At 42.8% G+C, this 17,111-nt stretch carries 13 protein-coding genes and 1 pseudogene; 13 read left to right on the top strand and 1 reads right to left on the bottom strand.

The genetic code is table 11. From position 1 onward, the window contains the following. Positions 1–606: 606 nt before the first annotated feature. The 10 genes and pseudogenes from rpmH to JMX03_RS14405 all read left to right on the top strand — a co-directional run bounded on the left by rpmH (position 607) and on the right by JMX03_RS14405 (position 9,356). Complete coding sequence (gene rpmH / locus JMX03_RS14450; protein WP_007394757.1) at positions 607–741, top strand: 50S ribosomal protein L34; 135 nt, start codon at positions 607–609, stop codon at positions 739–741. A gap of 189 nt (positions 742–930) precedes the next feature. Next, a pseudogene (gene rnpA / locus JMX03_RS14445) lies at positions 931–1,284 on the top strand (ribonuclease P protein component); the annotation flags it as partial. An 18-nt stretch (positions 1,285–1,302) separates the two neighbouring features. Next, positions 1,303–1,668, top strand: coding sequence for a membrane protein insertion efficiency factor YidD (gene yidD / locus JMX03_RS14440; RefSeq protein ID WP_201598191.1), 366 nt, complete (start codon positions 1,303–1,305; stop codon positions 1,666–1,668). A 202-nt stretch (positions 1,669–1,870) separates the two neighbouring features. After that, positions 1,871–3,553 (top strand): membrane protein insertase YidC, encoded by a 1,683-nt coding sequence (gene yidC / locus JMX03_RS14435; protein ID WP_201597659.1) that lies wholly within the window; start codon positions 1,871–1,873, stop codon positions 3,551–3,553. An 87-nt stretch (positions 3,554–3,640) separates the two neighbouring features. Then, positions 3,641–4,156 carry a helix-turn-helix domain-containing protein gene (locus JMX03_RS14430; protein ID WP_201597658.1) on the top strand — a complete coding sequence of 172 codons (516 nt, stop codon included), beginning with the start codon at positions 3,641–3,643 and terminating at the stop codon, positions 4,154–4,156. After that, positions 4,060–4,989 (top strand): IS3 family transposase, encoded by a 930-nt coding sequence (locus tag JMX03_RS14425; protein ID WP_201598189.1) that lies wholly within the window; start codon positions 4,060–4,062, stop codon positions 4,987–4,989. Before JMX03_RS14430 ends, JMX03_RS14425 begins: the two co-directional genes overlap by 97 nt. Before the next feature lie 245 nt (positions 4,990–5,234). Then, the gene (gene mnmE / locus JMX03_RS14420; protein ID WP_201598186.1) at positions 5,235–6,623 is read left to right on the top strand and encodes a tRNA uridine-5-carboxymethylaminomethyl(34) synthesis GTPase MnmE; all 1,389 of its coding nucleotides are present in this window, start codon (positions 5,235–5,237) and stop codon (positions 6,621–6,623) included. Between the two features lie 81 nt (positions 6,624–6,704). Then, on the top strand, positions 6,705–7,163 hold the full coding sequence (gene nrdR / locus JMX03_RS14415) for a transcriptional regulator NrdR (RefSeq protein WP_201576512.1): 459 nt from the start codon (positions 6,705–6,707) through the stop codon (positions 7,161–7,163). A 43-nt stretch (positions 7,164–7,206) separates the two neighbouring features. Then, complete coding sequence (gene ribD / locus JMX03_RS14410) at positions 7,207–8,262, top strand: bifunctional diaminohydroxyphosphoribosylaminopyrimidine deaminase/5-amino-6-(5-phosphoribosylamino)uracil reductase RibD (protein WP_201597656.1); 1,056 nt, start codon at positions 7,207–7,209, stop codon at positions 8,260–8,262. A gap of 419 nt (positions 8,263–8,681) precedes the next feature. After that, complete coding sequence (locus tag JMX03_RS14405) at positions 8,682–9,356, top strand: riboflavin synthase (protein WP_201597654.1); 675 nt, start codon at positions 8,682–8,684, stop codon at positions 9,354–9,356. A gap of 68 nt (positions 9,357–9,424) precedes the next feature. On the opposite strand, the gene JMX03_RS14400 is transcribed toward JMX03_RS14405, so the two are convergent. Beyond that, complete coding sequence (locus tag JMX03_RS14400) at positions 9,425–12,220, bottom strand: response regulator (protein ID WP_201597653.1); 2,796 nt, start codon at positions 12,218–12,220, stop codon at positions 9,425–9,427. Positions 12,221–12,815: 595 nt separating this feature from the next. Between JMX03_RS14400 and fmt the strand changes: the two genes are divergently transcribed. The 3 genes from fmt (at position 12,816) to thrC (ending at position 17,036) form a co-directional block, all read left to right on the top strand. Next, positions 12,816–13,913, top strand: a complete 1,098-nt coding sequence (gene fmt / locus JMX03_RS14395; RefSeq protein ID WP_201597652.1) for a methionyl-tRNA formyltransferase — start codon at positions 12,816–12,818, stop codon at positions 13,911–13,913. A 119-nt stretch (positions 13,914–14,032) separates the two neighbouring features. Then, a complete protein-coding gene (locus tag JMX03_RS14390) occupies positions 14,033–15,538 on the top strand; it encodes a transcription antitermination factor NusB (RefSeq protein ID WP_227695939.1) in 1,506 nt (501 codons plus the stop codon). Positions 15,539–15,620: 82 nt separating this feature from the next. Further along, positions 15,621–17,036, top strand: a complete 1,416-nt coding sequence (gene thrC / locus JMX03_RS14385; RefSeq protein ID WP_201597650.1) for a threonine synthase — start codon at positions 15,621–15,623, stop codon at positions 17,034–17,036. Positions 17,037–17,111: the final 75 nt, after the last annotated feature.

Here is a 17,111-nt window from a genome sequence, read left to right as displayed (position 1 = left end):
GAAAAGTACTAACCCTTTAATCTAAGAAAAAAAACCTCAACGCTATAAGCCATACGACACTCAATATGAGTTCTAATTATTATTAGAGAACTTATAGCCCAGAGCGTCTTCAAACCACATATCAAACTAGGGGCTAATCTAACACATATAGCCTGTGGATAACATCCTGTTTTTTGTGGACAAGACTGTGGATAGTTTTGTGGACAACTCAATAGAGTCAGTTATCCATATTCCACCCACAGGTTATCCACAGGATTACCCATAGTCTAATATATTGATAGTTATCAAGAAAACAGACTTATCCTCAGAAATAACAGTGCCCAATAACAACAATACTTATATATATATTAATAGTTAATTATTATAGAGCTCGAGGTAAGCTGTGGATAACTTTTAAAAATTGAATCTATAAATCAATTTATTTGGTCAGGGGAACTAGAGTTACAAACAGAGGTTTTGACAAAACGAGTGTTCAAAAAAGCGACTTAAACTATCAAAGGACTCATTCATTTGAATATAGGCCAAATTAGTTTATTGACCATGATATGAAGCAATGGTATAATCCTCCGTTATTACGAATTTAGTCCATTATTTGATAGGTGAGTTATGAAACGTACATTCCAACCAAGCGTGATCAAGCGTAAACGTACTCACGGTTTCCGTGCTCGTATGGCAACTAAAAAAGGCCGTCAGGTTTTAGCACGTCGTCGCGCTAAAGGCCGTCATCGTCTTACTGTGTAATCAGTATATTATGATGACTATGGTTCATAGTACTTGTTGAGTATCTATTTTATCTATAAAAAACAGTAGCTATTGAACAATAACTGACACAGAACCATATATCAAAAGCGCCTACATCGGCGCTTTTTTTGTCTCTGTATTTTGTCTTTTTATTATAAAGTTAATATAAGTTCACATTTAGGTATTCTTATGCCAGATACTCTCTCAGCTACACCCACCTTCCGCTTCACTAAAGAGCAACGCCTACTGACGCCTGCTGCTTTCCGTGAGGTGTTTGATGCACCTGAGCGCAAGTTACACCAAAGCCATTTAATGGCCTTTATACGTACTAATGATCAACAGCAAGCACGTGTCGGTATGGCTATCACCAAACGTAAAGTACCTACTGCTGTCGCTCGAAACTTAGTCAAACGTCAAATACGTGAACGCTTTCGTCTACAGTCATCTGCATTAGAAAACAAGGATATTGTTTTTATTGTTAAAAAGCCTATTGATTTTTTAAGCAAGGAGGAATTAAAAAATCAAATAAACAATATCTTTAAAAAATTAGAAAAAAATAAAATGAAAATTTTTAAAATATTATTAAATAATTTTTTCTATAATTTATTTAATTTTTTTATTGTATTCTATCAAAATACAATAAGCCCAATACTTCCTGCTCGTTGTCGATATTATCCGACTTGTTCTAATTATGGTAAACAAGCATTAGCTTGGCATGGCGTTTGGGCAGGTAGCTGGCTGTTAGTAAAACGTATAAGTCGTTGTCACCCTTTAGGAGGGCATGGCATTGATTTTGTGCCCCTACCTTTAGCTGATTATAGTTATCATTATTTATCATTAGGTAATGTAGACGTTCAAGGATTAGGTGTTTACCGAGATAACAACAGCTATGTTTCACGTCTCAATCACTTGATGAGGTTAAGATAAAACTCATCGTCGTTGGTTTCTTATACGGCGACTGCTAAGTTACCCACAAGTTATCCACACTGTTAGTATCATTTAAGGCGAATTTTTAGTAAAATGATGCACATTTTATGTAAATGACTCACGATAGCGTTGGTAGTTGCACATGCTGCTGCAATGTTATGGTCATGACACATGCCCCAAATTTTCACTCTAGGAAAGGTTTATGCAAAAGATATTTCGGGTGATGATCATCATTGCGATGTTAATCACCGCTTATCTGCTGATTTTGGCATGGCGAGATGATTATGCCGATGCGCCAGCTGTAGACACGACGCCTGAGGTTGCAACTTCAATAGGTGCTGATATTCCATCTACGACTGGTGCGGTAGGTGATATTCCTGTACAGACGTTACCTGTGGATGCTGATATTGCGACGACGGCGCCTACGAAGGATGCAAGTCTTATTACGGTTACGACCAATCGCTATGACATCAAGATCAATCCAGAAGGCGGCGATATTGTTTATGCAGCGTTGAAGCAGTATGACGCTACATTGGATAGCGATGAGCCTTTTGTGCTGCTAGAAAACAATAGCAATCGTGTTTATGTGGCTCAGTCTGGTCTGATTGGTAAAGACGGTATTGATACTGCGGAAGGTCGCGCTAACTACAGTTATGCTGCTACCAACTATAAGATGCAAGATGGTCAGCAAACGTTATCAGTGCCGCTAACTTATCAAAAAGATGGCGTAAAAATCACCAAGACCTTTACCTTTACTCAAGATAAATACCCCATTGATATTAGCTATCAAATTCAAAACGCTTCTGCACAGCCGTGGCAAGGGCAGATGTTTGCGCAGCTAAAGCGTGATGATAGTAAAGATCCAGGTATGTCTGATAAAGGTGCGCTAAGTATGGCAACCTACTTGGGTGGCGCTTGGGGTACACCTGATGATCCATACAATAAGCTGAAATTTGGTAACTTCAGTAGTGATGAATTGAAACTGACCAGTGATAAAGGTTGGGTTGGGGTAGTACAGCACTATTTTGTATCTGCATGGACACCTGAGAACTTCACTGGTAAGTTTTTTAGCCGTGAAACTGGCGGTGATTACTTTATTGGTTTCAACAGCCAACCTGTCAATGTTGGCGCTAACAAACAAGCGACCTTAAACGCGACCTTGTATGCAGGACCAAAAGTACAGTCTGAGCTCAATGAGGTCGCAGTAGGTCTCAACCAGACTGTTGATTATGGTTTGTTATGGCCAATATCAAAAATCTTATTTGCCATACTTGATGGTATTCAGAATATTATTGGTAACTGGGGTTGGTCAATCATTGCTCTAACCATCTTGGTCAAGATAGCTCTTATGTGGTTCTCGAACAAGAGCTACTATTCGATGGCAAAAATGCGCGCTATCGCGCCAAGATTAGCTGCGCTAAAAGAAGAACACGGCGACGATCGCATGAAGATGTCGCAAGAAATGATGAGCATTTACAAAGAAGAAAAAGTCAATCCAATGGCAGGGTGTTTGCCGATATTGATGCAGATGCCGATTTTCTTAGCCTTGTACTGGGTGTTGGTCGAGAGTGTTGAGCTGCGTCACGCTCCATGGATCTTATGGATTCAGGATTTATCGGCAATGGATCCTTGGTTTATACTGCCTTTACTAATGGGTGCGTCGATGTTTGTACAGCAACAGCTAAATCCACAGCCAACTGATCCAATGCAAGCAAAAGTTATGAAGTTTTTACCGATTATCTTTACCGCTTTCATGCTGTTTTTCCCAGCAGGTCTGGTATTGTACTGGACGGTGAACAACTTATTCAGTATGACGCATCAGTATGTTGTCAATAAAAAAGTAGAAGAAGAGCAAAAACAACGTACTGTTAAAGTCCTTGATTGATAATTAAACGACGCTTGTAAACAACAAAAACCATCGCGCAAGTGAACTGACCCCCATAAGTTGGACACAACTTTTGGGGGTGTTTTTATGCGTTACGATCTAGACTTTAAGATCAAAGTCATTGCATACTACAAAGAAGGACATAGTAGCAGTGCGACAGGTGAGAAGTTTGGACTTGATAACAAGATGGTATCTAAGTGGGTTCAGCAGTATCAACATGGCGGTATAGACGCCATCAAACCTAAAACCAGTAAAGCTAAATACAGTAGCGACTTTAAACATCAAGTACTAACCACCATGCTGACGCAAGGATTAAGTCAATCTGAGACGGCGCTGACATTCAATATCAGCTCACCAGCTCTTATCAGTCATTGGCATAAAGCTTATCGGCTCTACGGTATGTCTGGACTAACTTCTAAACATAAAGGTAGCAGCACCGTGACATCTCCTATCACAGACAAACCCGATGATGAAAAGACCCCAGCAGAGCTCAAACGTGAACTGCAATATCTGCGTGCGGAGAACGCCTATCTAAAAAAGCTCGATGCCTTGCTTCGGGAAAAGGAACAAGCTGTCAAAAAGCAAGGCTCATCGAAGGATTAAGACTAAAGCACTCGTTATCTGACTTACTCACCATAGCAAAGCTTGCAAGGAGTAGTTTCTACTATCATAGAGCACAGCTTTGGAGTGAAGATAAATACGCTGATCTCAAGCAGCGTATCAGGGATATCTACCATCATCATAAAGGTCGGTATGGCTACCGGCGAATTACCCAAGCGCTTAAGAATGAGGGCCTAATTCACAACCATAAACTGATTGCACGGCTTATGAGTGAGCTTAAGCTGACTGCTAGAATCAGACGACAGAAGTATCGATCCTACAAAGGACAGTGCGGCGTCATAGCTAAGAATAGAGTCAAGCGCAGGTTCAGAGCAGGTGCGCCTAATCGTCGTTGGTTTACTGACATTACTGAGTTTAAAGTGGGCGAGGATAAGTTGTATCTGTCTCCAATATTAGATTGCTATAACAATGAAATCATCAGTTATACGCTCTCAAGACGACCCGTGTATGACTTGGTGAAGCAGATGCTAGATAGTGCACTTAAAGACATACCTAAAAAGCGCAAGGAGCAGCTAACATTACATTCAGATCAAGGCTGGCATTATCAGATGAAGCCGTTTGCAAAGTCGCTTAAAGCGAATCATATTAAGCAAAGTATGAGCCGTAAGGGGAGTTGCTTAGACAATGCATTGATGGAAGGGTTCTTCGGTACGCTGAAGTGTGAGACGATTTATATTGAGAAACCAAGAACCGTTGAGGCTTTAGAGCAACAGATTCATGAGTATATTCACTACTATAATCATGAGAGAATTCAGATGAAACTAAAAGGACTGAGCCCTGTGAAATACAGAACTCAGTCCTTGATACAAACTTAAACCGTCCAAGTTTAGGGGGTCAGTTCAAAGCGGTGGTTTTTTTATACGCTCCATACTCACAATTTTTTGATAATCATAGTAAAACCGTCTAATGAAGATAGCAAAGTACTGCTATCTAAAGTTTGCTTTGTCAGCCTGAGCATAGCCGTCTATAATGGAGCTTTTAGCTATTGAGAGTAACTGTGGATTCTTTAGAGAGGGCGCTAGCCGTACCTGATTCATCTGAAAAGCCTGACTTATCTGGATTGGCCACGATTGCTGCTATTGCCACACCGCTCGGACGTGGTGGCGTCGGTATTGTACGTTTATCAGGTAGGCGGGCTTATGAGATTGCTTGTCAGCTCACAGGCAAGACGGCTTTTACCCCGCGTATGGCCAGTTTTTGCCGTTTCTATCAGGCTGATGGTACGGTCATCGATGAAGGATTGGTGCTGTACTTCAAAGCTCCGCATTCATTCACTGGCGAAGATGTGATCGAGCTACAAGGACATGGTGGCATCATTCTGCAAAACCAGCTGTTAGCGCGGGTATTTGAATTAGGCGCAAAACAAGCCAGTGCGGGGGAGTTCTCGTATCGTGCTTTTGATAATGATAAATTAGATCTTGTGCAAGCAGAAGCCATCGCTGATGCCATTGATGCGACCAGTGCCGCTGCTGCTAGTAGTGCTATTCGCTCATTGAGTGGTGAGTTTTCACAAAAGATTAATCAATTATTAGAACAACTCATTCATCTGCGTTTGCATGTTGAAGCCGCGATTGATTTCCCTGATGAAGAAGACGTGGATTTCTTATCTGATGAGGTAATTCAAGACAAGCTTGAGCAAACACAAGCTAAGATACAGCAAGTCCTAGCAACGGCAAAACAGGGTCAACTCTTACGCGACGGTATTCACGTGGTGTTAGCCGGTAGGCCTAATGCAGGTAAGTCGAGCCTACTCAATCGCCTTGCAGGCCAAGAGCGCGCGATTGTCACTGATGTAGCAGGTACCACTCGTGATACGCTGCAAGAGACTGTGGTGCTTAATGGTCTAACACTGCATCTCACCGATACGGCAGGTCTGCGTGATACAGAAGATACCGTAGAGCGTATAGGAATTGAGCGTGCACGTACCGCCATTACACAGGCCGATATGCTGCTGATGGTCTATGATGTCACCCGTGACCTTGAAGAAGAAAGCACCCCGTTGCAGCTTGCAGAGCAGCTATTTGGTAAACTGCCAGAGGCCAAGCGTCTATTGATTATAGCTAACAAAAGCGACTTATTAAGCGATGATGGTAGTAAAAAAATGACCACTGCTTTGCAAATTGAAATAGAGAATCGCGGCTATGAACAAGTCAATGTTTCATGTGAAACAGGTGCGGGTATTGATACGTTAGTCGAAACCTTGTGTGCTAAAGTAGGGTTTCATCCACCAGAAAATAGCCTCATTGCGCGTACACGGCACTTAGATGCGCTTAGGCGGACGGCTGAGTATTTAGCGGAAGCACATGAGCAATTAACGGTATTTACAGCAGGGGAGCTGGTTGCTGAAAGCTTGCGCCAAGCTCAGCATAGTTTGGGTGAAATTACTGGTGAGTTCAGTGCTGATGACTTACTTGGCAAGATATTTGGCAGTTTTTGTATTGGTAAATAATTAATTAATTAATTAATGAGTGATGACTGTTTGCTCTCGGATGACTGTTCTCGCTCTCAACAGTAAAATAAGGAAAATACTATGCACTGCCCGTATTGTAACGCATCAGAAACCAAGGTTATTGATTCGCGTCTTGCTGCGGAAGGTGCACAAGTGCGTCGCCGCCGCTCATGTAGTAGTTGTCAGGAACGCTTTACGACCTTTGAGATGGTAGAAGTCGTCATGCCGCGGATTATCAAGTCTAGCGGCAAGATTGAGCCTTATGACAATGAAAAACTACGCCGTTCGATTTTGTTACCCTTACAGAAGCGTCCTATTACTATTGATGAGCAAGAAGCGATGATCAGCCGTATTGAGAAACGCGTTAGACAAATGGGTGAGCGTGAGATTAGCAGTAAAGTCTTGGGTGAGATTATCATGAGTGAGCTGAAGACGTTAGATGATGTCGCCTATGTACGCTTTGCCAGTGTTTACCGTGATTTTCAAGATATTGATGCTTTTCAGCAAGAGCTCGCCAATATTCGCCCAAATGAAAAATAATCTCGCTTTTTATTCATTCCTCTCATAAATAAAGCCTATTCTTATGTCGATCCAAAATCACGCGCAAGATGCTCAAGACCGCTACTTTATGATGCTTGCTATCGAACAGGCTAAGCAAGGCCTATATACCACTAGGCCAAACCCAGCAGTAGGCTGCGTCATCGTTCAAGGACGAGAGATTGTTGGTCAAGGGTTTCATCCCAAAGCTGGTGAGCCTCATGCTGAAGTATTTGCGCTCAAGGATGCTAGTGTGCGGGCAGTGGGGGCTACTGCTTATGTAACCTTGGAGCCTTGTAGTCATACGGGGCGTACTCCACCTTGCGCGCTTGCCCTTGTTGAGGCGGGTGTGAAACGTGTGGTGATTGCGGGTCTTGATCCTAATCCACAAGTGGCGGGACGCGGCGTGAGTCTATTGGAACAAGCTGGGGTTCAGGTTAAAGTTGGTGTACTAACAGAGCAAGCAGAAGTACTAAACCGCGGGTTTTTAAAGGCGATGCGTACTCAAATGCCTTATGTGCGTCTTAAGATTGCCACCAGTCTTGACGGTCGTACGGCTATGGCATCTGGTGAGTCAAAATGGATTACCTCAGCAGCTGCCCGCGAAGATGTCCAGAAATTACGCGCACAAAGTGGCGCAATCATTACGGGCAGTGAAACTATTATTGCTGACAATCCACAGCTTAATGTACGCTCGAACCAATTAGGTATACCACCTGAACAAGTTCCAGCCCCGCTGATAGTAGTGCTCGATAGACGTCAGCGCTTAGAGCACAATCTGCAAGCTGATTATCAGTTATGCCGCCAAGCAGATACGATTTATTGGCGCGAAGATGACTTGATTACCTTACTAAAGGTCTTAGTTAAAGAGCATCAATGCTATGACGTATTGGTAGAAGCTGGTGCTAACGTCGCAGGCAGTTTCTTAAGCCAACAACTGGTAGATGAATTGATTGTCTATCAAGCGCCCTGTTTATTAGGAGCACAAGCGCGACCGATGGTTGAGTTCAACCCCTTATCTTTAGCTCAGCAGCTGCGTTTTGATATTCGTAGTCATGAGCAGGTCGGGTCTGATCTTAAGCTAACTTTACAGCCTTTATAAACCAGTTGTTTATGAACAGTTTATCCACAGTTTCTATTAAAACTATACTAGATGTGGATAAGTAAATACCGACAATAGATGTTTCACATGAAACTGTGCATAACTTTGTTTCACATGAAACTTAAAAACTGCATTTTATATAGTGTCTTGAAGGTATAGTTATATAAATCAACAGCTTGAGGTGTTTTTCTAGTATTGATTGAGTTGTAATTAAATAACATCATCCTGTGGATAACTTGATTAAATTCAAGTTTTTTATAACCTATTGGTTGATTTGTCGTTACTTATCCACAACTTATCCCACAATAAGCGCAAAACTAGCCCACGCTTAGTCAAAACCGATTCAAGTATGCTCTAATAAATTACAATAGGCTGTTTCTACAGCTCTAACCACAATACAATAATGATATGAGGTCTATATGTTTACAGGAATTATAGAAAGTGTTGTGTATGTCAAAGCCATGCAACCAGTTGGTGGTGACATTCGCCTGGTCATTGAAGCAAACGATCTGGATTTTAGTGACGTAAAGCTAGGAGACTCAATTGCTTCTAATGGTATCTGTTTGACGGTGGTAGAGTTTGGTTCTAATTATTATGCAGTTGATGTTTCACGTGAGACCATCGCTCGTACCGCGCTAGAAGATCTCAAAATAGGTCATATTGTCAATTTAGAAAAAGCCATGTTACCAACCACACGTTTTGGTGGTCATATCGTCGCTGGTCACGTTGATGGAGTAGGGGTTGTTAGTAAGCTGCAACAAGATGCACGCTCTATTTATATCGAGATTGAGATACCAGAGGAGCTGGCACACTATACAGCGACCAAAGGCTCTATCACGGTCGATGGGATCAGTCTGACGACCAACCTTGTACGTGACAATATTGTTTCTTTAAATATCATTCCGCACACTGCGCAAGTAACCAATATCGCTAAGCATTGGCTAGTAGGCAGTAAAGTAAATATAGAGGTTGATATCGTTGCGCGCTATTTAGAGCGTTTATTAAACAAATCGCAAACTGGTGAGATGAATGCGCCAAGCCCGCAAAGCACTATTACTGAAGCTTTTTTAGCAGATAATGGTTTTATGAAGTAGCTGTTATAAAAAACCTCTATCAAGTAAATATTCTTACCAAAAAATATGTTGGCTAATAGAAGTAGAGCCTAAGCAGTTATTAGGCTTTGCAGCACCTCTTGTAGCTTGTCTTTATTGATAGGTTTGGTCAAACACTCATTCATACCTGCTTGGCGGCAAGCCTCAAAATCCTCTTCCGCATTATTAGCAGTTAAGGCGACGATAGGGATGTCATTGCCCTGGGCGCGTATTATTTGGGTGGCTTGCAGTCCATCCATGACAGGCATGCGACAATCCATTAAAATCAAGTCGATTTTTTGTCGCTGGATATCTAAAATCTCAAGTGCTTGCTGACCATTACTTGCCACCATACTCTCATAACCAAACTTGCTTAATAGTTTGCAGGTAATTTTTTGGTTGGTTAGGTTGTCTTCCACCACCAAAATCAACCTAGATGGCGATGGTTCAGCAGTATCTTCTATAGCAGGCTTTTCTTCATTATTGTTATTATTAGCGACAGTTTCTGGCTTTTGGATGCAGATAGGAGGCTGCGTTATGCGTATCAGCTCGGATAATAATAATGCGATATCTAAAGGCTTACTCAAAAAACCATCGAACCGATCAAACAAGTCGATAGGGATACTGCGCTCGGGTTTTATGCTAAACAGTATCTTCGCTAAAGAGTCTGTCTCTTGTAAGTTACTTAGAAAATCAGCACGGCTAGTGTTATCAGTGATGGCTTCATAGCACTCATAGTCTAAAAGAATGACAGGTTTTAGATTTTGTTTGTTTTGCTTTGACTGGCCTAGCAACTGCAACTGCTGATTGGCACTATCCAAACAGGTATAAGCACTCACAGGTAGAGATAAGTATTCCCCTAACCGCGTTATAAAACGAGCACAGAGGTCTTGTTTGACGATAGTAATCAAATGGATATTGGTCAGGCTGCTATGAAAGTGATATACCGGCTGATAACTTGGGGCTAGACAAGGCAGATAAAGACTAAAAGTACTGCCCTTATCAGTATCGCTCTCAAGGTGAATAAACCCTCCTAATAGTTGTGCAAAGCTGTTGGATATGGCAAGCCCCAGCCCTGTACCGCCATAGTCTTGGCTTATTTTTATATTGGCTTGATTAAAGTAAGAAAATAGCTTGTGCTGATCACACTCTGAGATCCCAATTCCTGTATCTTCAACGCTAAAGCGGATCCATTGGTGCTGTGGGCTTATCTTAGAAGGTTTATTTGAGATGTCATTATCAAATATCAGCTTTTGAGCATGCGCCTCATTCGTTAAGGCGCGCTCTTGTTTACACTTATTGATACGTTGCATCTGCTCATGGGTGATAGGCTCAACGGTCAAAGCTACATAGCCTGAAGAGGTAAATTTCACGGCATTGTCCAACAAGTTCAGCAGGATTTGCCTTAGACGATTACTGTCAGTATTGATATAGCGTGGGCAGTCAGGAGCAAAAAAATACATGAGACTGATTTCTTGCCGCTGTGCGCTACCGACCATCAAGTCACTGATATGTTGACCAATCTTAAAAATATCAGTAGATTCAGCAACGACATCTGCTTTGTTGGCTTTTATTTTTGCCATGTCCAACATATCATTGAGCATTGCCAGCATAGAGTGACTAGACTGGGTCAGAGTGTCGAGTATTTCTTTTTGTTTTGGGGGCAGCTGATAAGTCTCTATCAAGTCCAATGTGCCGATAATGGCATTCAGCGGTGTCCGTAGCTCATGACCGATAATAGATCTGAGCTTATTAAACTCCTTTATTTGCATCTGTAATTGCTGGTTTTTGATGTCTAAGTCATGAGCCTGACTGACAAGTTGCTCCACATTATTTAGTATTGCGGTAAACCCATGTACTTGTCCATGGTCTCCTAACCACGGCGTGATATGCAAATGATAGGCCTGATTGTCTTCTAATCCATACACCAACAAGGTACGAGTGACGCGCTGCGTTGACAGTTTTTGTAGTATCTGTTGGGTTGCTTTGTCACTACCAGTCACAAAGTCCGTTAAGCTGTAATCGGCACCGCGCTGAAAGGTGGTCGTAAAAACTTGCTCAAAGCGCTGGTTAAAAAAACTGATCTGACCTTGACGTACAATCATTAGCATTGGTAGCGGCGCTTGATCGACCAAACGTTCTAAACGGTGAGTGAGCGTTTTTATACGTCGATGATGGTTGTGAAGCTGATAATGCACACGGCTAAGTGCATGGCCCAAGCGTAGGAACTCATGAGAGGTTTTTGTTTTTAGCAGTAGCGGCGGAGTATAAGATTCTTTGGCTGTGTCTGTGAGTGTCTCAGTATATTCTAGTAATAATTGCCAGCTGCTATTGCGTCTGAATAGATAAAATAAAGCGAGAGTAAGTAGCATCATAGCCGCCATGAGTGGCAACCAATATTGATAAGATACCCAGTTGATATTCAGAGGTTGATGACGCAGTGTCACATAAAGCTGATGACCAGTATCAAGGGTGATTTTTCCAGTTAAAGTACTGTTGTTGAGCTCGTATGAGCTATTATCATTGATTGGTAATGCGCGAATAGTCGGAAACGTTATGTTGGTAAACTTGGGTTCATCAGGTCGTGTCTGACGATGAACGTAGGTTTGACCTGAGGGCATCATAAAAATCAGCTGATAACTAATATCCTGAAACAATGGGCCTGTTAAGATACTTTCAATATCTAGATTCGTTGGTACCACAAACTCAGTAACTTCATATTTTAAAGTGCTAAAAGTAACTTGGCTATATCGCTGACTGTCATCTTTGAGTGTCAAATACAACATGGCATAATACAAAGCCAACATGATCAGTAGCGTCAGAGTATAGAAAAAAAGCAAGCGTCTTAATGACTGAAACTGTTGCATGTGGATATAAGCCTATGCCTGCATGACAGTGGAGTGCGGTGCTACCGTAAGATATGATAATCTCAGGTAGTAAAAGCACTTTAAAAATACGGTGCTGATGAGATGAGTTTTTGTAGCATTGCAGCGCGCTTGCTAACGGTATGCAAGAAAGCTTTATATGAATAGCACAAGCTCATTGAGCTATTGATTTTATTTTTCACTTATTATTGTCTGATGTTACCCGTTCTGCTGCGTTTGCTCTTATCGTTAGTGGCTTCTAAATACTTAGACTAAAGGTTTTAAACTGATGCAGTGATTATTTTATAATAACAAATTTTGTGCGCCCTAGTCGTCGTTGAGCACTAAACTCTATATAATTATATAGAATAACACGCAATTATCGTGCCTTTATTTGACCGTGGATTTCGAGTGGCTGTTTTTTAAGCGCCTGTTTTTTGCATGTTTACCCTGTCATAAGCGTTGCTTGATAGTTGAATATCGGATCATTTCTCTGTGTTATCGATTCTAAGTCTCAGTCTGCATCACAATCATGGCGCAACGTCCTAAACTCACCTATAATGTGACGATTAATAATCTAATAATTTAGTATGGTGCTATGACCACAATTGCTTCTACATCCGATAACGTCGTTTCTAATAATACTACTCAAAGTCCTGACAATATTAAGTCAGCCAGCGACCGGTTGCGTGTCATATTTGCAGGCACACCTGAGTTTGCAGCTTCTAGTCTTGAGTCTTTGGTTGCTCAGCAAGAGCAGCTTAATATAGACATTGTCGCAGTGTATACGCAGCCTGATCGTAAAGCAGGTCGTGGACAGAAGCTATCGGCGTCAGCAGTCAAGCAGGTAGCGCTCACCCATCATATTCCTGTCGAGCAGCCTGCTACCTTTAAAAAATCTAGTGAGGAAGGGGTAGCAGCTAGACAAACCTTAGCAAGCTATCAGCCTGATGTCATGATCGTTGCAGCCTATGGGCTTATCCTACCTATCGGTGTGTTGACGACACCGACCTATGGTTGCCTAAATATTCATGCCTCCTTATTACCGCGTTGGCGCGGTGCCGCACCGATTCATCGTGCGCTGTTGGCAGGAGATAGCGAGACTGGCATCACCATCATGCAGATGGATAAGGGTCTAGATACTGGTGATATGCTGTACAAAGTAAGCTGTGCTATCACCGATGACGATACAGCAGCGAGTCTACATGATAAATTGGCTGCTCTAGGCGCAACTGCTATCAGCACCGTCCTGAAAGACTTACCAAGCTATCAAGCACAAGCGATTGTACAAGATGATAATGACGCTAATTATGCCGAAAAGCTGGTGAAAACTGAGGGTGAAATTGACTGGACGCAGTCTGCCATCATTATTGAGCGTCAAATTCGCGGTCTGACCCCTTGGCCTGGCGCTTATACTTTTTTGAATGGCGCCCGTGTCAAAATACTAGAAAGCTTGCCAGTGAATCCGTCGCAGACAACCGCAGAACCAGCTGGGAAAGTCATTAGCGTCGGACGTAAAGCCATTCTGGTGGCTTGCGGTAAAGCCGCTGATCGTGATACTGATATTAATACTAAAGCCAGTACTCTGAGAATCACTCAATTACAATTTGCAGGTAGCAAGCTGGTGAGCGCCGAGCAAGTTTGTCACGGCAATCAGCTCAACGATGGCGACCAATTTGGCCCTGAATCCAATTAATCAATCAATGCAGACGCTCCAATGCGTATAGGAAATGAAGACCAATGAGACATAACGCAACTGCGTCTAAAAGCACCAACAGTAGAAACAATAAGAATAAACCTTCTAGCAATCTGAAGATGACAGGCAGTATGCGTGCGCGTGTGATTCGCACCTTGCTTGCTATTCAGCAAGGTAAGTCACTGGCAAGCGTATTAGATCCACTGCTGAATAGCTTACATGAAGGTGATAAAGGCTTTGCGCACGCGCTGCTACTCACTACGTTGCGTCAATGGTATGCTTTGGATCGTCTGCTTGATAGCTTGGCTGACAATCCTATCGATGAGATAGAAGTCCGTACCACTATACAAGTGGGCTTGGTTCAGCTGCTCTATCTAGAGGTCGCAGATCATGCAGCGATTCATGAGACGGTAGAGGCGGCAAAAGAGATTGAGTTTGCAAGGGCCTCTGGTCTTGTCAACGCAATCCTGCGAAAGGTCGTAAAAAATACCAACAAGTTCCGTAAAAAATGTGACAAAAATCACAGCCTGCCCAACTGGCTCGCGCATCAGCTCAAGCAAGATTGGGGTGCGGAGTATTCAGCATTGACTCAAGGCTTACGTCAACCAGCACCGATGTTTTTGCGCGTAAATACCAGCGTGAGCGCTATTGATGATTATCATCAGCTATTAACAGAGGCAGATATCAGCGCTGAGCTGATTGAGTTATCGAGCGAATTGCAGTTACCCAATCAGACTGAGCCCACTAGTGCGGCAATAACCACTCAAGCATTAAGGCTGCAGCAGAGTACGGCGGTGAGCTTTTTACCAGAGTTTGCTACAGGGGTAGCAAGTGTGCAAGATCTGCACGCCCAACTTGCGGCACCACTGATTCAGATGGCACTCAGCCATAAAATAAAGACTGACGATATTGATAATGAATTACACTTATTAGATGCCTGCGCTGCCCCTGGTGGCAAGCTTGCGCACTGGTTAGAGCTATTAACGACAGATAAATCATCATTGTTTCATGTGAAACAATCAGAAGCTGAGCAACAGGCAGAAGTGAAAGCTGAAGATTCCATTATTAAGCTAACAGCCATCGATAATGAAGCGCCGCGTATCACTCGTATTCATGAAAACTTGCAGCGCCTGAATTTGCAGCAGTCAGATTTAGAGCAGACTGAGAATAAAAATATCGAGCTGAATGTTGTCTGCGCTGATGCCACGACATGGCAAGCATCGAAGCAAAAATCAGCTCCAGAGCAAGCAGTTTTTGACGCTATCCTTTTAGATTCACCCTGTACTGCCACTGGCGTGATTCGTCGTCATCCTGATATTAGCTTATTGCGTAACGAAGAAGACGTTGAACAAACAGCACTACTGCAAGTTCAAATTTTAGATAACTTATGGCCACAGCTAAAAGTCGGTGGCTATCTGCTGTATGTAACTTGCTCTATCTTAAAGCAAGAAAACGTCTTCCAAATGCAGGACTTTATCACGCGTCATACTGATGCTACTGCCATCGAATTTACCGAAGCCTGCAATTGGGGTATGGCGCAAGAGATTGGTCGTCAGTGTCTACCAATGGATAGCGATGGCGGTGATGGGTTTTATTATGCGTTGCTACAGAAAACGGCTAACTAGATAATAGAGCATTCATCCAATTTTTTAGACTGAATATAAGCAAGTTAAGTATTGAAAAACACCATTTAGGTAGGGAAACACTATGAAATATATCAGTACCCGTGGTCAGACAGCACCGATGGACTTTAGCGATGTACTCTTGATGGGACTAGCGCCAGATGGCGGTTTGATGCTGCCCGAGCAATACCCGCATATTGATAGTGCTACGCTTGATGAATGGCGTACGCTTAGCTATCCAGAGTTAGCATTAGCGATTATGCAGCGCTTTGCTACTGATATTCCAGTCGCTGATTTGCAAGATATCATTGAGCGCACTTATACCGCTGAGGTGTTTGGCAGCGCAGAGATTGTCCCTGTGCGTAAGCTTGAAGACAACCTCTATATTTTAGGATTATCAAATGGTCCGACGCTGGCATTTAAAGATGTGGCGATGCAGTTCTTGGGCAATGCCTTTGAGTATGTGTTAAAGAAAAAAGACGCTCGTATCACTATTATTGGTGCGACTAGTGGCGACACAGGTAGCGCCGCCGAATATGCCCTACGCGGTAAAGAAAACATCGAAGTCTTTATGCTATCACCGCATGGCAAGATGAGCGAGTTTCAACGTGCGCAGATGTATAGCTTGACGGATAAAAATATTCATAATATCGCCATCGAAGGTATGTTTGATGACTGTCAGGACATCGTTAAAGCGCTGCAACAAGATGCTGAGTTCAAAGCTGCTTATAATTTAGGTACAGTAAACTCCATTAACTGGGGTCGTATCCTCGCGCAGATTGTCTACTACTTCGAAGCCTACTTTGCGGTGACCAGCAGCAATGATGAGCAAGTTAGCTTCAGTGTACCGTCAGGGAACTTTGGTAATATTTGCGCCGGCCATATCGCCCGTGAGATGGGACTGCCGATAGGTCGACTCATCGTCGCCACCAATGAAAATGATGTGTTAAATGACTTTTTTAATACAGGCACTTATCAGCCACGCCCCACAGAAAAAACCTATGTGACGTCTAGCCCTTCAATGGACATCTCAAAGGCTTCGAACTTTGAGCGCTTTGTCTATCTCTTGTTGGATAAAGACAGTACGCGAGTCCATGAGTTATTTGAAGGGGTGAAGGCTGGTCAAGGCTTTGATTTGTCTGATTCGATGGAAACTGTTAATTCACGCTACGGTTTTGCAGCAGGTAAGTCTACTCATGCCGATCGCTTGCAGACCATCAAAGCACTCTATGAGCAGCATGGTGAGTTGGTTGATCCGCATACGGCTGACGGTATCAAAGTTGCCAAGGAGTTGCAGCGAGAGGGCGAGGTGATCATTTGTGCTGAGACTGCCTTGCCAGTCAAATTTGCAGAGACGATTGTTGAGGCGATTGGTCAAATAGATATTGCCCGTCCAGCACATACCGAAGGCTTAGAGGGTTTACCACAGCATGTTGTGGTTTTGGACAATCAGGCAGCATTGGTTGCTGAACAAATCCGTCAGCATGTCACTGCCAATTAGTGTCGTCTGGCATAAGTCAGTTACTGGATTTAAATGAAGATGTATTGAACATTCACAAAGTTTAAGCAGTCGCTA

The sequence above is a fragment of the Psychrobacter fulvigenes genome (assembly GCF_904846155.1).
Classification (GTDB): Bacteria; Pseudomonadota; Gammaproteobacteria; order Pseudomonadales; family Moraxellaceae; genus Psychrobacter; species Psychrobacter fulvigenes.
Note: the sequence above shows the minus strand (reverse complement) of the source record. Positions and strands in the feature narration are given on the sequence as shown.